The 23,135-nt window shown below is 40.2% G+C and carries 12 protein-coding genes and 2 CRISPR repeat arrays (1 of these 14 running past the window's edge); of the genes, 8 read left to right on the forward strand and 4 right to left on the reverse strand.

All coding sequences use genetic code 11. The annotated features are described in order from the left end of the window. A CRISPR array of direct repeats spans nucleotides 1–4,302; the repeat unit is 24 nt; unit sequence GTAATGACGAGAAGAAACTAAAAG; it begins 3,173 nt to the left of the window's first position. Nucleotides 4,303–4,335: 33 nt separating this feature from the next. From ACI49J_RS05600 to ACI49J_RS05610, 3 genes are all read left to right on the forward strand, one after another. Next, complete coding sequence (locus tag ACI49J_RS05600; RefSeq protein WP_342813203.1) at nucleotides 4,336–4,635, forward strand: hypothetical protein; 300 nt, start codon at nucleotides 4,336–4,338, stop codon at nucleotides 4,633–4,635. A 1,058-nt stretch (nucleotides 4,636–5,693) separates the two neighbouring features. Further along, nucleotides 5,694–5,984, forward strand: coding sequence for a CRISPR-associated endonuclease Cas2 (gene cas2, locus ACI49J_RS05605; RefSeq protein WP_240253446.1), 291 nt, complete (start codon nucleotides 5,694–5,696; stop codon nucleotides 5,982–5,984). Between the two features lie 4 nt (nucleotides 5,985–5,988). Continuing rightward, nucleotides 5,989–6,456, forward strand: coding sequence for a hypothetical protein (locus tag ACI49J_RS05610; protein ID WP_240253448.1), 468 nt, complete (start codon nucleotides 5,989–5,991; stop codon nucleotides 6,454–6,456). A gap of 86 nt (nucleotides 6,457–6,542) precedes the next feature. On the opposite strand, the gene cas6 (ACI49J_RS05615) is transcribed toward ACI49J_RS05610, so the two are convergent. Both cas6 (ACI49J_RS05615) and csa3 read right to left on the reverse strand, forming a co-directional pair. Beyond that, the gene (cas6, locus tag ACI49J_RS05615) at nucleotides 6,543–7,379 is read right to left on the reverse strand and encodes a CRISPR system precrRNA processing endoribonuclease RAMP protein Cas6 (RefSeq protein ID WP_240253452.1); all 837 of its coding nucleotides are present in this window, start codon (nucleotides 7,377–7,379) and stop codon (nucleotides 6,543–6,545) included. Beyond that, on the reverse strand, nucleotides 7,372–8,022 hold the full coding sequence (csa3, locus tag ACI49J_RS05620; RefSeq protein ID WP_240253457.1) for a CRISPR-associated CARF protein Csa3: 651 nt from the start codon (nucleotides 8,020–8,022) through the stop codon (nucleotides 7,372–7,374). The genes cas6 (ACI49J_RS05615) and csa3 overlap by 8 nt, the downstream gene beginning before the upstream one ends. A gap of 111 nt (nucleotides 8,023–8,133) precedes the next feature. Between csa3 and ACI49J_RS05625 the strand changes: the two genes are divergently transcribed. Genes ACI49J_RS05625 through ACI49J_RS05640 form a run of 4 tightly spaced genes read left to right on the forward strand, consistent with a single transcriptional unit; the run spans nucleotide 8,134 to nucleotide 14,393 of the window. Next, the gene (locus ACI49J_RS05625) at nucleotides 8,134–10,644 is read left to right on the forward strand and encodes a CRISPR-associated protein (protein WP_240253458.1); all 2,511 of its coding nucleotides are present in this window, start codon (nucleotides 8,134–8,136) and stop codon (nucleotides 10,642–10,644) included. Then, complete coding sequence (gene cas7d, locus ACI49J_RS05630) at nucleotides 10,631–11,680, forward strand: type I-D CRISPR-associated protein Cas7/Csc2 (protein ID WP_240253459.1); 1,050 nt, start codon at nucleotides 10,631–10,633, stop codon at nucleotides 11,678–11,680. Before ACI49J_RS05625 ends, cas7d begins: the two co-directional genes overlap by 14 nt. Then, a complete protein-coding gene (locus ACI49J_RS05635) occupies nucleotides 11,677–12,459 on the forward strand; it encodes a type I-D CRISPR-associated protein Csc1 (RefSeq protein WP_240253460.1) in 783 nt (260 codons plus the stop codon). The genes cas7d and ACI49J_RS05635 overlap by 4 nt, the downstream gene beginning before the upstream one ends. 5 nt (nucleotides 12,460–12,464) lie before the next feature. Beyond that, complete coding sequence (locus tag ACI49J_RS05640; RefSeq protein WP_240253469.1) at nucleotides 12,465–14,393, forward strand: DEAD/DEAH box helicase; 1,929 nt, start codon at nucleotides 12,465–12,467, stop codon at nucleotides 14,391–14,393. A gap of 340 nt (nucleotides 14,394–14,733) precedes the next feature. Beyond that, nucleotides 14,734–18,018: direct repeats of the CRISPR family, unit length 24 nt; unit sequence CTTTTAGTTTCTTCTCGTCATTAC. Nucleotides 18,019–18,599: 581 nt separating this feature from the next. Here the strand turns inward: ACI49J_RS05640 and cas1 are convergent. Both cas1 and ACI49J_RS05650 read right to left on the reverse strand, forming a co-directional pair. Continuing rightward, entirely contained in the window at nucleotides 18,600–19,430 is an 831-nt protein-coding gene (gene cas1, locus ACI49J_RS05645; RefSeq protein ID WP_240255671.1) for a CRISPR-associated endonuclease Cas1, read from the reverse strand. 577 nt (nucleotides 19,431–20,007) lie between these two features. Next, nucleotides 20,008–21,255: an ATP-binding protein gene (locus ACI49J_RS05650; RefSeq protein WP_240255668.1), complete on the reverse strand. Its 1,248-nt coding sequence runs from the start codon at nucleotides 21,253–21,255 to the stop codon at nucleotides 20,008–20,010. Between the two features lie 523 nt (nucleotides 21,256–21,778). Here ACI49J_RS05650 and cas6 (ACI49J_RS05655) point away from each other — a divergent pair. Further along, complete coding sequence (gene cas6 / locus ACI49J_RS05655; protein WP_240255666.1) at nucleotides 21,779–22,615, forward strand: CRISPR system precrRNA processing endoribonuclease RAMP protein Cas6; 837 nt, start codon at nucleotides 21,779–21,781, stop codon at nucleotides 22,613–22,615. Nucleotides 22,616–23,135: the final 520 nt, after the last annotated feature.

Genomic DNA, 23,135 nt, shown 5'->3' on the forward strand with positions numbered 1-23,135 from the left:
CACTTGGGTATATTATTCTGTAATGACGAGAAGAAACTAAAAGTTGTTATGAAGAAGTATTATGATGAGGATATGGAGAGTAAAAGTAATGACGAGAAGAAACTAAAAGAGATGCAAAAATCGGAGCATTCGGAGCAAAAATTGTAATGACGAGAAGAAACTAAAAGATACGGAGAGGGGGCCAACGGAAAGTCCACGTATATCGTAATGACGAGAAGAAACTAAAAGGAAGACGTAATTTCTACAGTAGAGAAAAGTGCTAGGTAATGACGAGAAGAAACTAAAAGTTGTCGAACGCTTCAGTAAATGCTACAGTCTCATACGAGTAATGACGAGAAGAAACTAAAAGGACCTTGTCGCTATACATATATATTATATAATATGAGTAATGACGAGAAGAAACTAAAAGTCTTCGGCGAGAGTCGACTCAGGCTTCAGATATAGGTAATGACGAGAAGAAACTAAAAGTAAATCAACATAGCTAAACGCTTCATTAACGAAATGTAATGACGAGAAGAAACTAAAAGAAGAAGTAAGGCCTATAGAGCTGAGGCCAATGGATCAGTAATGACGAGAAGAAACTAAAAGATTGATGCAACAACGGGAGAACATATTGTAGATCTTGTAATGACGAGAAGAAACTAAAAGAGCTGAGTCACGATTCTTCTCCTCCTGTTCTTTCGTAATGACGAGAAGAAACTAAAAGACGATACCGGCTACACAGATCTGGTTCGTGGACGAGTAATGACGAGAAGAAACTAAAAGGATGTTGGGGATAGTCTACTACCTTCAGAATATTGTAATGACGAGAAGAAACTAAAAGTCCAGCCCTTTAACGAGATCCAGCTGAGTAACGCTGTAATGACGAGAAGAAACTAAAAGTGGTAATAGATCGAGAGCGTGAAGCCTACCGTGCCAAGTAATGACGAGAAGAAACTAAAAGAGTCATGCAGGAGCTACATTCTTTCACATAATTCGTAATGACGAGAAGAAACTAAAAGACCATTCCGCCGATCGAAAATGCGCCGAAAGTCTGGTAATGACGAGAAGAAACTAAAAGTGCTTCGCTAACTTGTCTCCTTGCGTCTATTGACCAGTAATGACGAGAAGAAACTAAAAGTGAATTGACCACCCCTGGGCCTCACGCCTTTTTACTGTAATGACGAGAAGAAACTAAAAGGAAAAGAGTGGTGTGGCACAGTCATATGGCCTGATGTAATGACGAGAAGAAACTAAAAGCTTCAAGAACGGAGTAAAGCTGCTGCAGCAGACGTAATGACGAGAAGAAACTAAAAGTACTCATGAGAATATGAAGGAATTAAAGAAAATAGTAATGACGAGAAGAAACTAAAAGGGCGAAACGGTAATTGGAGGTGAAACTTGTGTACCAAGTAATGACGAGAAGAAACTAAAAGGTAGCATCGCCTGATAACGTGACTAGCCCTATCAGTAATGACGAGAAGAAACTAAAAGTTGCTGTGTCCTTATCCATCTCCATGAGAACCTCGTAATGACGAGAAGAAACTAAAAGTTTTCAGCTGGTGTATTGATGAATACTATGTTAAACTGTAATGACGAGAAGAAACTAAAAGTGCTTCAGGTACTCGGCCTGAGTCGTTGGGTTATTGTAATGACGAGAAGAAACTAAAAGACTCCCTTCTAGGGTGACGGATCCTGTGAACAGTGTAATGACGAGAAGAAACTAAAAGGAGATGTTTTACGCTCTCTACGAACTCTTCCCGCGGGTAATGACGAGAAGAAACTAAAAGTCCCCATCCAGCCACATAGCGAACTCTATCTTGCGTAATGACGAGAAGAAACTAAAAGATGAAAGCTCTCAAGAGAGGGAACGAGAGGAGGATGTAATGACGAGAAGAAACTAAAAGTTCGCAATATTGGACGCGTTCCTCACAATATTTGAGTAATGACGAGAAGAAACTAAAAGGTATCAGTATCTTCATGACTGGAAACGAGAAGTAGTAGTAATGACGAGAAGAAACTAAAAGGATTACCACAGTAACGTTACCCCGCTGGATCACATGTAATGACGAGAAGAAACTAAAAGGCATTACTTCAGGGATCTCAAACTTCGTGAAGGGAGTAATGACGAGAAGAAACTAAAAGGCATAGTTCGGCTTACCCCTTGGCACCACGAAACGTAATGACGAGAAGAAACTAAAAGGTCGCTGCGCCCAGTGTACTTGACGTACCTACAGCGTAATGACGAGAAGAAACTAAAAGAAGCGCCACAAAAGCGAAAGAATAAGCGCTAGCGGTAATGACGAGAAGAAACTAAAAGGAGTTTGGCCCGCGGGACGATTTTCCCTTTTTCAGTGTAATGACGAGAAGAAACTAAAAGCTAGTTGAGCGCCCGGGGCTGCATTACGCTAACTTGTAATGACGAGAAGAAACTAAAAGTTTCAGTTCAACCTGCAGACCCCCGATGGTGAGGTGTAATGACGAGAAGAAACTAAAAGGTTTACGATATCTTGAAAATTCTGGACCTAGAAGTAATGACGAGAAGAAACTAAAAGTATCCAAGTTCATATTGTGCGAAGGCGATATTGTGTAATGACGAGAAGAAACTAAAAGCAAAGATTTCGAGATGGTCTCAGAGCACTGCACGAGGTAATGACGAGAAGAAACTAAAAGACTGCGAACCTAGGCACTTTGACATCAGCGAACTTCGTAATGACGAGAAGAAACTAAAAGTACTAGTTGTCCAACTAGTCCCCTTACGGGGATTGTAATGACGAGAAGAAACTAAAAGACTTATTGACTCTGAGTCTGCCGTAAATTGATCTGTAATGACGAGAAGAAACTAAAAGTCTCGTTATTCATCGTAGGCCTCCTCCTCCACTACGTAATGACGAGAAGAAACTAAAAGGAGGAGGACCAGGAACATGAAAGTGAAGATCATGAGTAATGACGAGAAGAAACTAAAAGTTCTATGACGACCCATACAGAATCAGAGCGGACATGTAATGACGAGAAGAAACTAAAAGGATCGGGCTAATAAACGATACGCAAGCCAAAGCAAGTAATGACGAGAAGAAACTAAAAGGTAAACCCTATCGAGAACTTCTTCACGTCACTATGTAATGACGAGAAGAAACTAAAAGCGCAAAGTTAAAAATCCCTGTCCACTGTCCATTCGTAATGACGAGAAGAAACTAAAAGAAACTAACAGAGGCTGAATTAAAATATAGTGATATTGTAATGACGAGAAGAAACTAAAAGACAAAGTCCTTGCTTGCTAGACCCGTCTCAATCAAAGTAATGACGAGAAGAAACTAAAAGTAGTAATGAAGCAAAAATTGGACTGCCCTGCGGGTGTAATGACGAGAAGAAACTAAAAGTTCTCTCCATTTTCCCTGTTTGGCCACTAATTCCCAGTAATGACGAGAAGAAACTAAAAGCAGTCTCATCGCTGACTACGTATCTTCAGGGACTGTAATGACGAGAAGAAACTAAAAGACCGAATCCCATGTTTGGGTTACTGGAGCTGAAGCGTAATGACGAGAAGAAACTAAAACGTCGTGGAGGAGTGGGATATCTATTCCCACTCGGTAATGACGAGAAGAAACTAAAACCAAATGGCACAAATACAAATGGCACACAATATATTGTAATGACGAGAAGAAACTAAAACTTCAGTGCATGGAGATTCGCTAGATTGCAGAGCTCGGTAATGACGAGAAGAAACTAAAACACCAGATGTAACCATTACTTCCAACGATGAGGTTTGTAATGACGAGAAGAAACTAAAACTTCTGCATAGGGCTCTTTTGGTGTTATTGATGTTGTAATGACGAGAAGAAACTAAAACAGGAAGATTACCCCGGTAGGCATGGAAGATCTATTGTAATGACGAGAAGAAACTAAAACTTCAATATCTCGTCACCATCTACGTTAGTGACCATTGTAATGACGAGAAGAAACTAAAACATCTGGTGATGCTACAACTCCAGCTCCATTACAGAGTAATGACGAGAAGAAACTAAAACCAGTAGGTCTAGGGGTGAATCAGAACAGGGCTAAAGGTAATGACGAGAAGAAACTAAAACCAGGTCACGGTAGAAAGGGATCCACACCGAATCGTGGAAGAGTAATGACGAGAAGAAACTAAAACGTAATTCCATGTTCCAGTAACTGTTTCACTAATTGTAATGACGAGAAGAAACTAAAACACGGAATACTAACACGCATCAACTCAACTCTGTAATGACGAGAAGAAACTAAAACATGAACATCTCTAGGATTGACGGGGTCGTTGTGGTAATGACGAGAAGAAACTAAAGTAAAGATAGTCAGAGTTATTGAGGGTGAAGAAGAGTGAAAATGAGATTCAAGACAGAATTCAGATCTACTAGCAAGGGAGGATATGATGGATCGGTAGTTTTCTCTGAGTCAGGTTGGTTCATATCTCCAACTACTCAGTTCAGATCTAGGACTGGAAATCGTGGAGAAGACGTTTATGTAGTAAAGCCAGGGACATACTATATCATATCATTCAGTATGTCGGACTTTGGACGGTGGGAAATCACAATGAACAGGATCACCCCTCAGACAAAAGAAACCCTATTTGTTATCGACGACCGCTTCAGCGTTTGGGGGAAGGCATCCGAGAAGTGAAGAAATACTTGAACCTTGCAAAGGAAATAGAATGGAAAGGAGCAAGGTATATAGAAGACATCCTCTCCATTCTCTAGAGCTGACTTTTTCCTCCTTCTCTCTTCTCCCTCCTCTGAACTTCTCTAACGGTCCATCTTCAGAGGTATCACTCCTCTTCTCCTCCAGCTACTTGGGCTACCATTCTCCAGCTGATGCAGTCTATCATTAATGGCGACGTTGATGATAATGACGTTAATGTCATTGATGGTTACGTGTAAAAATGATTAGGTGTGTCTGACTGTAATGACGAGAAGGAAACTAAAACTGACCTCGGTATGATCTAGGGCCTTAATTATGGCGATTGCGAGATCACGAGATAGTGCATATCATATAAATTTACATTCGATAGATTATATATTTACTTCACAAAAATCGTTTAGATGATTTACTTCACAAAAATCCATTGCACCACTCAATCCGCTGACCTCACAAGGAACTACCTTCTCATGATGAATCCGAAACTTCTAAAGGTTTCCCTAGAGGATGCCCCTTGCACTCATCTCTTTGAACATCTTCTTAACCGATATAATATCGAGGCTATACATCCTATCAAGATCGTCTTTTCCGAGGCTTAATGGATTTGTTTTGCATTCTAGTCATTTTGAACGCCAATTACACAACGATATTGGGTATCCCTCCAGCTTCAGTCGCGGGTGACTCTCTGTACTCAAGGCATAGTATCCCTCCAATGCGGACTAGAACTATCGGCGTTGGGCTTCAGCGTAATCTAGATCTTGAGGACGAGATCCTAGATCCTGTTCGAGTTACAGGCCCTATCATGAAACTTTGCGATTTCCAGACCTTCCTCGCATCTTTGATGGTCTTGTCGCGGAATTAAGCCCGGAATCTGACCTCGACCTTCAGGAAAGGACCTCGAGTCAAAATGACGACCTTCGAAAACTCCCCTTTCCCTTCACATTAGCCTTTACATAATTGCTTAGTTTACCCCTTTCCCCTTGTTTAGTGGCTCTAGTGAACAGGAGATTAATGTTAAATATTTTCAAAATATTAATTCTAACATGTATGTGGTAGTGGCTTATGACATTTCGGACGAGGAAATCCGTGGTAAAGTTAGGAGGCTCCTACGGCATTACGGTTTATCATTTGTATCTAGATCGGTTTACGCAGGAAGATTATCCTACAATAGAGTTCTCTTCTTATCGGAGAAAATTGCGGGCTATCTTAAGGAAAGAGATACAATCGCTTTCGTCCCTGTCGAAAACGCTGACTTCTCAAGAACTATTGTCGTCTCCAAGAATAAGGTATCGAGAAACCAGTTACAAATTATCTTTGCCGGCCAGGATCTTTGATGACTTGTCAATCTGTGAATTAAGGGCCAAGTTCTCCATTGATAAAGCGTTTAGTTCCGTTGATCCCAGATTGGATTACGAAAGGAAGAACGATTTGGAATGGAAAACAAGGCAAATGGAGGTCTACTTTAAATATAAGGATTGGGTGAAGATTGTGGGAATACCCGATGGGTTGGAGGATTCGTTGGTTCTGGAATTTACGATAACTAGATTGGAATCTGGAATAAATCATATAATATTAAGGAGTGTAATTTATGCCTATATGTGCATGAAGTATTATGATTATTGTTCTACGGCGATTATTTCTACTACTGCTGGAGAGGAATTTGGAGTTCTGGTAATTCCTAACGCTAGGGTATTGGAGTACGCTTCTAACTTGCTATATGACGTTTTAGAGGGTGAACCCAAAGGTGAAAGGATAAGGTACTGCAGTTCATGTCTTTACAGGAGGATTTGCGAGTATGGAGCCTGAAGTAATTTATGCATCTGAAAATTAGCTTCTCTACAGACCATCCCAAAACCTTAACCGTAGAATCCATACCCTATGGAGAAAAGGAGCTATACTGTTTCGATTTCTGCAAATCCGAATCCCGCAGCTCTTCCGGTTCCCACTCCCATAATTTGTGCATGTTTGAATATTTCTACTAAGTTTTTGATCACGAATGTTGGTAAATCCTTCTTTAGGTAGAATTTCGCATACCCTATTATTCCAGGCAACCAATCCCCGTCGTAATAGTACCAGACTTTCATTACTGTGTTCAAGTTGTTGTGGGATTCCACCAGGGAGTAAGCCAGTCTTATTATGTTTCTTTTGTATATTTCTCTGCTTATTTCATACACGTTCACAGAGAATATGAACGGTGGAAATGGCAGGAATCTCTTTTCCGTTGATTTTCTCTCCATCGACGCTATTCTGGTGAACGGATCCCTAAATACACACGGCGAGTTGAATTTTATCTTTAGAATGTGGAAGTTTTCTTGTATTGTTGGTTCCTTCTCTTCGAACTCTATCATCTTTGCGGATACCCTATAGGATCCGTAATCGAAGTCTATACCCTTGATTAGGTTCGTTAAAGCCTTTTGCAGCTCTATATTTACTTCGTCCTTTACTCCTATGAAAAAGGTGTACTCGCCATTTATTTCTATTTCTCTCGGTGGGAAGTTCGGTTTTCTATCCTCTCCAAACTTTTTTACTATCACTTTTGAGTATATTGGTTGTTTGTCCTTGAATATTGGGGTTATCCTTATTGGTTTTGGTGACGGGTATTTCTCGCTTTCAAATAATTCTTCCAGCTTGTCATTTGCTTGAATCAGGATTGCCTTCACCAGTTTTCCCGTGTAGTCCACCGTTCTAAACTTTGAGAGTTTTATTTTTATCTGGTAGAGCTTATACATTTCTATCATCCAGCTGTAGTAAGATTTTTCCTAGCTCTGTTACCTTGCACTGCTTCAAGTTTCCTACCCTTTGGCACTCCACCAGTCTGTTTTCCTCTAATGAATCCATTTGTTTTGATATTGTTGATATGGATTTATTTAATAGATTTGCTATCTCCTTCAAGGTTTTTTGGTTTTCTATAGTCCTGAGTATTTTTATCTCTTCATCCTTCAATTTTTCTGGAATTGTTAATGGTAGTTCTCCTATAAGACTCATGTCCTCTGTGTAAAGCACTACTTTCACGTTTTTGTTCAAACTCCTTGCCACTAACCCATAGTAGTATAATGATAGTGCAAACAATCTCATCCCACCTAAAATGTAAATTTCAATCTCATTATATTTTTTCAATGTTTCTGCTATTTGTAGTACTACGTTTAGAAATGACTTGGAGATATCTAAAGCCTTTATTTCATATTTCAATCCAGCTTTGGAGAGGTAGTCTTTCGCGTAGTTGATCGCATCTTCTGATCTTTTTCTGCTCAGGGGATCCTCTCCAAATGAGGTAAAAATCACTATTTTTTCTACGTCAGAGGTTCCCCTGGTAGAAATTATTCTAACCAAGTATTCCACGGTAAAGCCTATAGATAATACTAAAACCTTCATACTTTTACATAAAACCTGCAAATATATAAGCCTTTTTCACGCTGACATGAAAATACTGACGTTGATAAAAAGAGTGTAAAAGTTTATAAACCAGCGTTAAGAGTATATTATATGGATGCAGAAAAAGACAAGATGATAGAGAAAGGAAATGAGATCATTCCTATAGTGGAAAAGGCTCTATCATCTTTGAGTTTTGAGGAGGGAGTTAAAGAGGCCAAGTATAAGTCTCCTCAATCTTACGTTTTTCATACTGTTTCAGTTGGTACTTTATCCATGGATATATGCAAGAATATTTATGATGTTGATTCCTCTGCTTTTGCTCCTTTGGAAAAAGCTTATAACAAGAATTTTAGGGAGTTGTGTTTTTATGTAGGTTTTCTTCATGATTGGAATAAATTGCAGAAAAAGGAGAATAGGGCAAAGGAAATTGCTAAAACTTTGGGATTTAACGAGAACCAGGCTTTACATTTTCTATCGTTATTTGCTGAAGGAACTTTGCCAGATAGTGTCCATTTACCTATATGGGTTTCTGTAAAATTGGCCGATATGTTAATGATAAGTGACATCAGAAGCGTTAATGATGTAGTGAAATATAAGGAATCTCCTTCCTATACTGACGCCATAAGGGCTTTGAATTCTTACGGTCTGGATTTGAAATATGTTTCCTCCACTTTCAGATTATTTACTCTATTAGCCTCTAATGAAATAATTAATTTGAGTAATGGCTTTCCATTAATTTCTTATACCGATGGTTTCGTTTATTTGACTAAAAAGGACTCTCCGCCAATATCTCTTCTTTCCATATACAATACTTTGGAAAAAATGATGGAGGGAAAGGATATTGACGCTATAAAGGATAAAATAGAAAAATGCTTGAATTCTAAAAAGGAGCTTTTTGAAACATTAAATGATCCTAACTCTAGGAAGTCAGCCTTATATGACGAGAAAGGAAAAGGGAAGCAGGTTAATGCCTTTCTACCATCTAAATTGTGCTCATTCTTTGAGGATCAAGCTGGCCTTTTGCCACCGGAACTGAAGGTGAAAGTTGCTGAGGAAATCATTGAGAATCATAAGGACGATATACCTTATGGCGTTCTAATGTATTTTATCGAGAAATTCTCTTCTTCGGATAAAGATTACATTAAGAAAAATTTAGAAATTAAAGAAAACTTTCCGCATTATATGGAGGGGATTGATGATCCTATTCCTTTATTGGACAAAATAAAGAGTATTATAAGAGGAAAGTACTCTTCGGCTAAAACTAAGGATTTGACTTTGCTCTCCTTTGTCAAGAAGTCTTTTTCTGGTTATGTTCAAGATGACCTTCCAGAAGTTAATGAAAAGCCCTATGATTATTGTATAGTTTGTGGTACTTCTATTTACGATAAGGAACCTGTTCGTTTTAAGCAGTTTGCTGAATTGCTTTCTGGTAAAACTGAGATTTTCATTCCTAGAGAAACTGCGTTAGATGAGATTGATAAAATAAGCTATCAGTTGCACATATGCAAAATATGTAATTATGAAGCTGCACAGTTGAAAAACGAGATACAACCTCCTTATTTCATTGTGTCGTTCTATCCAGGTATTCCAGTTTCCTTACTCAAAATATTGGATTATGATCCTACTAAAATAGCAGATGTGACTAGAAAGATTACATCAAATTCAAGTTATCTGGATGTTTTACGTTCGTGTGGTGGAGATTTTAACGAACTAACTAATAAGAGAAGTATTGTCGATTACCTATCGTCAAAGGTGATAGTAAGGGCCTCCGATGTTACTCCTAAATCGAAGATGATCACTAGGTTGGACAAGACTACTTTTAATAAAATTCTGCCTTACGCTCCCTTAATCTCTATCTCTTACCTATCTGCTCCAGTAAAAGTTTCTTCTACAATACTAGATATTCCAGAGGAAAGCAGGAGTATTGACTTCTCTTCAGAATTCAATTACACGTGGACCAAATTAGAGAGTGAGAAGGAGGGCGTTAATTACAAGACGCTACTTCTCCTTCTATCTTATTATGAAAAGATTGGAGTATGCGGGGGAGATGAGAATTGTATAAATGAAATGGCTAGCGAGATGGACCTATTTGCCTCTGTAGATCCCTCTCTGTCAGTGCTAGCCTTTGGTTTTGGTATAGGAACTACTTTGGAAGAGGATAGTAGATTTTTCAAATATATATCCCCTCGTTCATATTTTTTAAATTTTACCCTGGGTCAGGTGTCCAAAATGGGTGAAACGTTAAAAAATAGTTTGTATTCGATTGCAGCGAATCTAAAGGAAATGAATAAGCAAGCTAAATCAAAGTACGATGTAATAGGATTTTTGAGGGATGGTATTGATATGTTTTTCAAAACGTCCTCCACTAACCTATCAAAGGAGGATAGAATAGGGATCGCCGTCAATGCGTCCTTGTCCTCTCTAGAAAATCAACTGTCTGAAAAAGTATTTACTGATGAAAAGAAGAAGATAATATATTATAAGTTAAATGATATTTTTTCTATTTTATACGATATAGAAAGCCAGAGCGATAGGTCTCTGGCTATCTCGATTTCGAACGCGATAGTAAATTGGTTGTATATCCTATACAAAGTAGTGGGTGGGAAGAATGAGTCTCAATGAAAAAATTCAAAAAATATTGGATAAAAAGATAGAAGAAATATATCCATTTTTTGCGGATTTATCAGACGTTAAAAAAGAAAACGCTGTACCAAGAGGAAGAGTAATCAACGTATTTGCGACAATACAGGCGGAAGGAGAACTAATAATAAGGCATGAAGGAGGAGAGGATATAACATTAGCCACCATAGAGGATAAGAAATATCCTATAATACTTCACGAAAAATTAACTTCAACTACAAGAAGAAAAATGCTGGAATTACTAAGAAGGGATTATACTCACCATAAAAAGGAAATAGATGGAATACGAGGAAAGGAAGACGATTGGGATTGCTCCCTAAGGCCGTTTTCTCCAACAAAGAAGGAGGAAGAAAGGATGGGAGGGTTGTGCGGAGAATGCCCCAACTGTATGGAGTTTGGTTTCGCGGTTAGGGAAGGAGGGTCGTTCAACCTAAAGAGTAGAATTGAAGGAGATTTGTATATAGCTACGCAACCTGAACAACAAAGCGTAGTGGTTAGAACTTTTAATGCAGTAGATGAGGTGACGAAGACCACCTTCATACAAGGAGAGGGAGAAAGGACTGGAGCATTGTTCAGACTATCCTTGGTCAGGGAAGGCACAATATTCGTAGGAAAGGTAGTAATGAAGGACGTTAGCCCGGCAGAATTCTTGCTAGCGCTTTACTCATTGGCATCTACCAGCAGAATAGGCGCAGTAACTAGCGATTTCGGAAAAATATCTGTACACATACCAGCGATAATATTTTCATCCTACGAAATTTCCTCCGGTTATGACTTACACATGAGAGCAGGAATAAGGGGACTGAATAATTTAGAGGAAATAAATAGAAAAATAAACTCTTATCTAGAGAAATTCAAGAATAATCACGTGCTGGTGACATCCGAGGATATCGCGAAGAAAGTATTGGACGAACTAACTGTAAATGGAACAATATCCCACGAGGTTGTAAAGGAGGCCTGGACAAATGGAATTAACTTCAGAAGAGGAATAGAAAAATTCCTCGGGGACAAGAAATGAAAATATATGAGGCGGACCTTACTCTAGAAGGATTCCTTATTTTTTCCACCGAAGTAAAACCAATGATAACGTCTTCGTCGTCAATGGGCTCCTATATAACTCCTTCACCATACATTCATAACTATCCTGTGATGTACGGATTGCTAGGGATGCCCTCGGAGGCCTACTTCGTGATACCTTCCCTGCATAAGGCTGATTATGAATCAAGGGCCAAGAAATCTGGAGAAAGACCTCTTCAGTACACTACAGTTAAAATGGAGATAGAAAAATTTGCAAGAAGAGAGGGACAATCACTGTATTCTTTTCCTCTAGTTCCCAAAAAAATTATGCTCAATTCATTTCTGCTGTCAGCGGAATCGTGGAGTTACGCATTACCAACCAGGAAACCTACAAAGAACATTTTTCCCAGATTAACTAGCTACTCTGCCTTCTCCCCAGGTTCGGAGTTTATGACGTACGTGGTCACCTCGGACGACTATCCAATGTCAAAACTACCTAGATGGATCAGAATAGGGAAGAAACGATGGGGAATATTGGACATATACTACAACGAGATAGAGATAAAGGAAATTAAGGAAAGTACAGAGGAATGCACTAGCTCAATACCAGTGAACGATCTGGATATTGAAAAATTCGGATATGAGATAAAAGAATTTGCAAAAATTCTCGAAACATCCTCGCTGGAAGAGGGAAAAATAGGTTGGGCAACGACCGATAAATGCCTGAAAATAAAGGGAGAGACTAGAAATAAACGCGTTAATATAACTCTTCCATTGTGATCCAAATGGAAATCTTTTTGGAAGAAACCTTCTTGGAGGAAGGGAGAACCGAAATAAACGGGATAAGATTAAGAAAATTCCAAGAAGTTCTCTATAACATAATAAAAGAGGGTAGTAAAAAAGGAGGGACAAATAAAATAGTAATAAAAGCGCCCACTGGTTCTGGGAAAACTTTCTCTCTCCTTATCATGCTCATTGACGCCTTGGACAATAGATTACCTGTTGTTGGAATGTATCCTTCAAGAGTTTTGGTTTACGATCAAGGAAAATCAGTGCTAAATACCCTAAGGACTATGAATTTTGAAATAGATGGAGAGAGCAATTTCTATCATATCAAGGGAGAATTTGAAGTAAAAAATGAAAGAACTGAAAGGAAGAAAGCAGAATTTTACTTAGCAATGTTAACGAGCAAAACAAAGGATGAAGTATTTACTAAAGTAAACCAACTCTGGGGAAAGAATCTACTAATATTAACTGTCCCAGAATATCCTTACTTATTCTTAACAAAATTAGGACTATCTGGAATAGTCTCACAAATCTTCGAAGCTACCACAAAATACTCAACTGAGGAGGCGATCGATAAATTGGATTATATTCCGAAACAAGCAATTTCTCCAGTATCTAACTTATTTGCTAGAATATTTAACGGTTACTGGTTCATTGATGAATTTCACTTATACTCTGGAATTTCCAGATCGTCTTTAAACGCTCTGATAAGGGCATACGATTTCTTGAATAAAAATAACCCAATTACGAAGCCAATAATATTTTCATCTGCAACTCCAACTAATATGGAAGGAGAAAAATTAGAAGTAAAGACTTCAAAAGAAGGGAGCAAAATAAAGAAAAAAACTAAAATAGTTTTCCATTTAGTTACAAGAAATCCACAAGAAGAATTAGTAAATAACGTTTCGCAAAAAGTCGAAAAACAAACTGCGATAATACTAGATAGAGTCTATTACCTCTCACAACTTTGCCAGAAAAATTGGGAAGAAAAGCCAGCATTAGTCTGGGGATTACAGAAAGATTACGGAAATTGCGTAAAGACAGACAAAATAGAAAACCAAAAAATAATTATAGGAAATCAAGCTTTGTCCTTTGGAGTGGACATACCGAATCTTGATATGGGATATATTTTTGCTCACGATGCTGAGACTTTAATTCAAAGATTCGGTAGATTTGGAAGGAAAGGGGAAGGAAGCGCAGAAGTTCACATATTCTTGGAGAACAAGTATAGGGCAAGAGAATTATCAAATTATGACCAGAAGACAATAGATTACGAAACCTTCTTAGATTTAATCAGGAAAATATACGATAAAAGAGTTGACGATCAGTTGGATCAACTTACATTCTCAAGAGGGAGGGAAAAAGCAATCTTCAGTGCAGTAGAAATAATTTACGCAATCGAACAAGGAAAAGATTTTGTGAAATCAATAATTGAAAACGTACCCAAAGTCAACCTTAAATTGAAACCATCAGCAGATGATTACTTCAAGGTGTTTTCCCTAAGACCAGGCGGAATACAAGGAAAAATATGCAACTCAGATCATGACGATGAATTCTTTACCCTATTAAGAAACTTTGAGTATGATCTTAATGGTCAATGCTTCAACTTACAAAAACCAGTGAAAGAGTCACCATACATTGAGGTTTCAGCAGTTGAAGTTAAAACGTGCGAATTAATTCCAATCGATCTTTTCTATAAATATAAGCCCAGACTGGTTTTCAGAAGCCAAAGACAGCAAATTTACTTGGGAGAATTGGGAGAATTGGGAGAATCTTACGTTATCTTAATCAAAAAATCATGCTTTGAGAAACCAGGAGAATGGGAGAACGAAAGGAGGATGGCTGAACTAGTCTCGACTTACGAATCGGCGTTACCAGTGTACACTAATAGAGGGGAAAGGTTCATAGCATTAGCGCTATTCATTTAAATATAAAGTTTTTATTAGATATTTGATAGAAACTAGTAATTTGTGGAGTTTTTGGAGGGTTAACCTCAAAGTCACGTAATACCCACATTGTTCCATGAGAAGAGGAATAATAGGGATTAAGGAAAGTACTAAACCTCGTAAACAGTAGGAGATGTGTCTCCCACGCGTTTAAGCAATGGTACGAGCTTCCCAGGGAGAACAGGAGAGAAGACCAGGCTGCATAAAACGTCGTTGATGTTTAAGAACCTATTTGTCTCACTTAACGCGTTGTCCCAGGAAGAAGATGTGATACTAAGGGTGCTTCACCTACATTGCAGATCCGAGGTCGAGAGAGTGTACGGTTTTAGTTTCTTCTCATCATTATAACTTGCGGTTGACTAACTTGCCGTCGTCCTTTTTGTATTAGTTTCTTCTTGTCATTACCACCTACTAGCACATAACCGCCGACCATTTCAGTAAGTTTTAGTTTCTTCTCGTCATTACAGATAAGCAGGGAAGGAAGCGGTGGGTGGAGCAGGCTTTTAGTCTCTCCTCGTTATTACATTCTGTAAGCATCGTCGTAGAGGAAAGCCCTGTAGTTTTAGTCTCTCCTCGTCATTACATAGTGATAATCATATGTACAGAATACGTTTTACATTTTAGTCTCTCCTCGTGATTACAACTTAGGGCCATCCCTGTCCAGTTTAACCTCCCAGTTTTAGTCTCTCCTCGTCATTACACGATGTTGCCAAATGCATCAACTAAGCAGTTGCTGTATTTTAGTCTCTCCTCGTCATTACATTCCGTTTTCTTTCACCTCGAGAATTAGTGTTGAAGTTTTAGTCTCTTCTCGTCATTACTCCACGATCATAGCTGGTGCAACTGCATGTGCCGCGATGTTTTAGTCTCTTCTCGTCATTACATGGCGAAATCGAGGCCATCTAGGTAGGATCCTAGGTTTTAGTCTCTCCTCGTCATTACCCTTATTACGTGAGAGAGGGAGATGCGAGAATAGGTATTCAGAGTTTTAGTTTCTTCTCGTCATTACTTTTTGAGTGGTTTGAGTTTCTTCCTTGCAATAAGTTTTAGTTTCTTCTCGTCATTACTCTGAGAATTCCCTTGTTTGAACAGAGGAGACTCGATTTTAGTTTCTTCTCGTCATTACTGAAGAGAAATGAGTGCACCCCAAGGTTCAGGATCATTTTAGTTTCTTCTCGTCATTACTAAAGTAACACCGCGAAGGTGTGAAATCCCCCATGCAATTTTAGTTTCTTCTCGTCATTACGATGATGAATGGTGAGAGTTAGATCCGTTATCTTGATTTTAGTTTCTTCTCGTCATTACTCCGTATGACGTCGCGAAATAGTTCTATCCCACAGATTTTAGTTTCTTCTCGTCATTACTTGATTACGACAACCATTTTTTCTCGCTTTTCTTATTTTAGTTTCTTCTCGTCATTACGTGTCCATAAGAACTTTAGAAAATCTAGTAGAAATTTTAGTTTCTTCTCGTCATTACTTATTACGCCCGTGCCCTGCTAAAGCATGAGAAACTTTTAGTTTCTTCTCGTCATTACATGATGTGATAATAGGCTCAGCGAAGAATATGAGCTTTTAGTTTCTTCTCGTCATTACATTTCGCGAACATAGGGGAGGATGTATATGAGGACTTTTAGTTTCTTCTCGTCATTACAGAAATGCCAGTGAGAATAGTCAGGTTGTGGTTAACTTTTAGTTTCTTCTCGTCATTACAAAGTCGAGTACTTGTTTCTCAAAATCTGGCTTGCTTTTAGTTTCTTCTCGTCATTACAGGTACATTCTCTAGAGTATGGAATGGGGTACCGTGCTTTTAGTTTCTTCTCGTCATTACGAAAAGCAAGACGAGATAAAGATACATAGAGACATCTTTTAGTTTCTTCTCGTCATTACGTTGGTTTGGCTATGCCTATATTATTGTAGATAACTTTTAGTTTCTTCTCGTCATTACAACGCCCCACAATCGTGGTAAAAATGCCGAGTAACTTTTAGTTTCTTCTCGTCATTACAGTAACGCTTCCGCAAATATCGTGACAGAAAGCGACTTTTAGTTTCTTCTCGTCATTACACTCCCTCGGATGCAACGATCTTGAACGCATTCTCCCTCTTTTAGTTTCTTCTCGTCATTACGCTTCACCCAAAATTGGAAGGCGTTTAATGCGGTCTTTTAGTTTCTTCTCGTCATTACGAGAACGTCAAGATCCACCTGTTTTCGCTCATGTGAACTTTTAGTTTCTTCTCGTCATTACGCTACTGTACACTATGTGATGAAGGACACCAGCCCTCTTTTAGTTTCTTCTCGTCATTACAACGGAAAGACTTACACTCTGAACCCGGGCCAGCTTTTAGTTTCTTCTCGTCATTACCAGCAACGACGCCCAAACAGCGAACGAGCAGATGCTCTTTTAGTTTCTTCTCGTCATTACCCCGTCAATGAACTTCAGCAACGTCTACCTATACATCTTTTAGTTTCTTCTCGTCATTACTGGAATAGACCCGCATAGCTATAACCCTGCATCACATCTTTTAGTTTCTTCTCGTCATTACACGGCCCTCGTCTCTGAGTACATCCAGAAGAGGAACCTTTTAGTTTCTTCTCGTCATTACAGTAGTTTCCCGCGGTATCATGAGAAGTCCTATACTTTTAGTTTCTTCTCGTCATTACAACTCATGGATGAGCAAAGTTTATATGTCTTTAGTCTTTTAGTTTCTTCTCGTCATTACAAAGGCCTCAGGGACATATTTGAAAAATACCCTGCTTTTAGTTTCTTCTCGTCATTACAATGAAAGTCGTTACTTTCAAAGTAGAGGAAGATTCTTTTAGTTTCTTCTCGTCATTACAGGAGGTCGAGTTAAGATCCTAAGTCTAGGACAAGCTTTTAGTTTCTTCTCGTCATTACCGCTCCAGTTACGAATTGCGCTGCCAATACGAAGCTTTTAGTTTCTTCTCGTCATTACCCAAGCGCTGCTGCCGAGGAGGCCGAGGACCCAACCTTTTAGTTTCTTCTCGTCATTACTTTGCCTCCTTCACGAATGTCTCTCCTCCAAATTACTTTTAGTTTCTTCTCGTCATTACCTTGTGGGACGTAGTTGGGCCACGTACCGCCGAACACTTTTAGTTTCTTCTCGTCATTACGCAAAATTAGCCTCTGCTTGGTTTGACGCTGCGTACTTTTAGTTTCTTCTCGTCATTACTGCTAATTACTTATACGCATAGTTATATTGCACAAATCTTTTAGTTTCTTCTCGTCATTACCAATGTAAATATTGCGACTTTTTTGACTTATGCACTTTTAGTTTCTTCTCGTCATTACCAAATACCGTTTAAGCCTAGGGTAGATCTCCCTACTTCTTTTAGTTTCTTCTCGTCATTACCTTAAACCCGCTGACTCTGAGACCTGGAATGACCCTTTTAGTTTCTTCTCGTCATTACAGATATATTAATAGTACATTAGCGGTAAATTGATAGCTTTTAGTTTCTTCTCGTCATTACATGGCATAAGGAATCCTCTCTTTCATCTCTGTCTTCTTTTAGTTTCTTCTCGTCATTACATTGTAAATGCTAGTAATGCCCAGATTGGTACTAACTTTTAGTTTCTTCTCGTCATTACTGATCCTTTTGTTCATCAAAAATAACGTTGTTTTACCTGTTTATAAAACCGACTCTCCGTTAAGTCAGCTTAACTTAACGTTTCACACTAAACGCAGATTGAAAGGAATCTTACCTTCGATAACCGTTAAAAACTTTTTAGAGTATGTCCAGACTCAACGGGCTAGCACCTCGGTTGAGGCTTAAATACTTAAAAAGTGAACTAAGTTAGAAGACGTATTGCTCCTAGTTTTCATTCTCTTTCAGAAAGTTTTGTATTCTTTCTTACGCCTTCATATGGTTAGCCTATACATTACCTAAAAATAGTAATAGTAAGAAAAATTGTGAATGAAGTCAATAAAATTTTAATAAAATATACAAATAACTAAATATCTATGATATTATGTAAATTCCATTATGTGTATCGAAGACTTGGTGAGTTCATCAGGATTTACAAAGGGTAGAGCTGAATTAAAGAAGGCTCTATCTAATCTGAATCACTTGTAAGATCGTGAGTAACTCATGAGATGCCTAGGCGAGTGTCTCAATCAACTCACGCAATTAAATAGCCAGTTGGTTTCATGCTACTGCGCACGTACGATCTCAATACGGTTTGTATGCGTATGGTGTAAAGTCTTTATTTTCTGTTACGAATTTTCTCAATTCGTTGGCTTTTCTATATATTGCTATTTTGACTTTCTTTTTTATAATAATTTCATAGAGATGTTTGGTTAGGGTTAATGCTGAGTCTTTGGCGAGATAACCCTTGTTATCTAGGGTTAGGTTTTTTGTTGCGAAGACTGCATGTATTCCTATTGGTTTGAACATTTCGGAAAAGTCATATGTCAACGACACTCTTCCTGCCATGTTCTTGTGCATTACTCCGAAGTATGGGTCAAATCCTACCGCTATCAACGCGTGCGTGCATAGGCCGTAAACTATGGAGTATGCGTAATCTATGGCCCTGTTTATTGGGTCGTTGTTTCTTGGTTTTCTTCCGCTGAAATTTTCGAAGAATTTTGAAATTTCTTCCCACGCTTTCTTACTCATTTCCGCCTCCCTCATCCTTAGCGTGTCTATGTCGGAGACTCCATCGAAGTTGATTTTTACGGGATTTATCTCGATTTTTCTTAGGTATGAGAGATATTTCATTAGATTGTTCATGCTAAGGATCTTTCCTTCTATGAATTTTTTGGCTAAGTAGAGTTTATCATGATCGTTCATTAAATATTGTTTTTGTCTGATTTCGCTTATGGTGTTTAGAAATGGTGAGACTAGGATCGAATCGTGGGTTTTTCCGTTTATTATAACCGGAACACTTACTGACGAGAGGAAAAGAAGTACTGACGAGGAGAATACTACATTACTTCCTATAATTATTAATAGTTCTAGCTCATGTGTAGAAATTTCAGTAGATTTTGTTCCCCACTCCACGATGATGTCTGAACCCTTTCTCTTGATTGTGGCGTTTTTAACGATGAGTATGATTTTGTTCCCCTAGATTTGTTATTACTTTTGTATTTTATGTTTTGCTCTTGAATTGATTAAGTCCACGGTGCCAGGTGGGTAAAGAACTCGTAAAACGAACCTCTATGGGGAAGAGTAAAGAAAACCCGTTTACAGGGAGATCTTCCTGCGGTAGGAATCACATGACCAAGAAGGGTAAGTCTATGGGGAAGCAGGGGCATTCCAGGAATTGCAGGAGTTTCCTAGAGAGTGGCTGGTTGCGACAGGAGAATGAGGAAAAGCTCAGGGTGTAACGGGAATGGGTTCACTCGAAAAGGAGACATGGATAGATGACGATTACAACCTGTACTTCCTCCTACCTAAGCATACGATCACCCCACCCCAACCCCATCGAAGCTTCTCATTCGCCTCTTCGAGATAAACCAAGAGTGTCACCAGGGCGGTGAATGAAAGCTTGATGTGATGACTTGGTAGGGCTCGTTCTGTAGAAACATGGTCTAATCTGGAATCTGTAACCTAGTGATTGTATTATGGCACTAACTACCTATCTCTCTCCTCGTAGTAACCAATACCAGAGTGGAACTGCCTGATAACCGTTGACCCTCCCGTGGTAGCTCCAGGTTATGATCGTGGACCTTTCCGCGTTGATCTCCCTTTCAGCCCTCCTTAACGCCTTCACCTCCCTCTCCTCTATCTTGTCCTCGGCGTAGGTCACCTGTATGAGCTCCTTGGGTTCCATTTTCTCACTCACCACAAAATCCACCTCCGCGTCCTCAGATCTCCAGTAATACACCTCCTTCCCCTCCCTCCTCAACTGGAGGTAGACCGCGTTCTCCATTGCCTTAGACACAGAGTCGTACCCCAAGGCGTAAGAATAACCTGTGTCCACGATGTAGACCTTCCTGGGATTCACCTTCCTCTTAGTCTCGCTCCTTTCAAACACCTCCACCTCGAACAGGAAGTATGCCTCCTCCCCCCTGCGAAAGAGTTCGATCACCTTCTCCTTACTTGCCTTGAAACCCAGGGTTTTCAGGTAGTTGTAAACCCTATTGTACGAGATCAGCGACGAGTAATTTGACACGATGTAGGAGGCAAAGGTTTCGGCATACCTCTCGTTCAGGTCCCTCACCACGACGGAGTCGAAGTAGGATCGTAACAGCATCTTCTTGAGACCTGGGTCCCTCTCAAGGACCACCGCTGGATATCCGCCATACCTGAGGTACTCCCTCAACAGAGATAAGATCCTCCCCTTCTCCTCTGTGTAAAACGCGATCTCGGTGTTCACGTTGACCCCTAGAAAGGACAGGTATTCCCTGAAGGAGAGAGGGAAGACCTCGAAGTTTAAGCTCCTTCCCCTAAGCTCCTCGGCTATTCTGGGGGGAGTCAACGCAGAGGAGGACCCCGTCAGGAAAACCTTGGCGTCAAGCCTCCTCCTGAACCAACTCCCGTAATCCTTCACGGTCTGTATCTCATCGAGGAAGAGATACCTTGGCTTCTTCCCTGTTAACTCGTAGAAGGCAGTCAACATATCGTCGAGGTCAACGGCACTTAAGTTCCTCAACCTAGGGTGTTCGAAATCCACGTAAACTATCTCGTCCTTGGAGGCCTTGCCCTCGGCAACTAACCTGGACATGGTGTTGTAGAGGATGTAGGTCTTCCCAACCCTTCTTCCACCGGTCAACGTGATCACGTAGTTTGTGTCGAGGGGCAACCTGGTCTCCCTATCCGTGGTCTTGGGTATCTCCGAGTTAAGGAATTCAGCAATCACCGCCTTGAAGTCCTCAACTCTCATGGGTAAAGTTAGCCAAGGAAAGTATTATCGTTTTCTGACCACTTTCACGGGAAAAGTGGTAGCCGAACCTGACCACTTTAGGGGAATTTCAATTACAGTTTTCCTCTAGAGAGACAATAAAAATAATTTAAAATGACTCTGAACCTGATGACTCCCGTTATTGAGAGGATCAATCTCGGTTCTTATAAGCGGTTATGGGCCTTCTGGCGATGGGTCTCAAGCTTACTTGAGGTGAAGTTTTTGGGGTAACGTCGTTTCCCTTCATATCTTCGTATTGAACATGTGTGAACTACCTCTAACCAGGATTACTAGTGGATGGAAAGGACCGAACTTCAGACATGTTTGGGCATGTCCCATAGTTGGACGACTCCCCTCACGTTATGGTCTTGGGCCCATGCTTAGAAAATCAATAACCAGGCTATCACGCTTATTGATGAACCTCTTGATCTACCTCATGCACAGAGACTTGGCCCTTCACACCCCACCCAAGTGCTCTTATTATCCGCGCTTGACATGTCAATTTATGCAACTCATGAAAATGACCTTCAACGTGACGCCCCTTCACGACGTGGTTCTGCCACCCCTGTCCTCAAAGGTGTTGAAATACCTGGTCCTTTCTCAACAGGTTCTTCCGTTCCTCGAGGAGCTCGTTAGGTCGAAGGATAAGCAGAAGCCCATCTTCATCTCCAACCTTGCCCTAGATGGGAAGAGGCTTTACTCCAGGGGAGAGCCGATCACAGTGAAGGCGAAAACAAGGTTAACGGGTTCGGTCACTTTCCCCTTCTCGAAGGAGGCCTTTAACGTAGGGGGAGGGAGGGTGAAGACGGTTTACGGTGAGTACGAGATTTCCCTGAAGGAGGTGTCTGTCCTAGATGAGACTCCCTCGACCTCGACGAGAGGGAATCTCAGGGTGTCCTTCCTGACTCCAGCCCTCCTTTCCTCTAAGATTTACCTCCCTCCCTTCCTTAGGGATAAGTACAGGAGGAAGAAGATTGGTTTCTCGCTGATCCCAACCCCCGGTCTCATTGTCGCATATGGGTATAGGCAGTACCTCGCCCTCCTCGGGAAGACCGACAGCTACGAGAACGACATAAAGACCTTTAAGCTCCTGGTTATGGCGAATGCCCTGTCCCGCGTGGTGGGGTATAGGCTTTATCCCGAGACTGTCGTGATTGGGGAAGATGAGAAGGGCAGATTAAGGCTAACGAGGGGAGTGAAGGGTTGGATAGAGTTTGACGTCGTGGGGAAGCTGAAGGAAAGTGCGGCTAAGTACCTTGAAGTTGCCTCCTTCCTTGGGATTGGGCGGAGTAGGGGGATTGGGCTAGGGGAGGTTCACTTCAAGGTGGTCGAGAGGGGATAGAATGGTCACTGAACCCCTAGGTGCGTGGAATAGAAAGACTTTCATTGCGAGAAAGCTATCCGCTTTATTTGAAGAAAAAGACTAGATTGAGGCGGCGAATGAAGAAGCTGGAACAGGTTTAAAGGCAGACGAGGGAAAGTGTGAAGAGCGTGGTAGTTCCTTGAGGTCGTGGTTCACGTCAACATTACCTTCTTTCATAAACTTGAATTCGGTATATTTGAGCTTATTCCGTGACACGATTATCAAGGACAGGAGGAAGGAATATTCACGTTTTTACTACAGCTGAACTTAAACAGAATATTATCTCCAAGGTTGTGATCCCGAAACTCAGTATTCTGAGAGGGGACCCCAAGTGTAGGGATCACGCGACTGAATCGCGGGGTTGCCACCAATAGCGTAGGGTTCAGATCGTATCCGCTAAGATGATATTCGGAGATAAGATGCATAATCATGACTTGATTGCCCACTTCGAGTTGTGACTCTCCAATGACTTGAGAAAGTCCACTTCCCTACGGGACCT

The sequence above is a fragment of the Metallosphaera sp. D4-4 genome (assembly GCF_046245145.1).
In the GTDB taxonomy this organism is placed as follows: Archaea; Thermoproteota; Thermoprotei_A; order Sulfolobales; family Sulfolobaceae; genus Metallosphaera; species Metallosphaera sedula.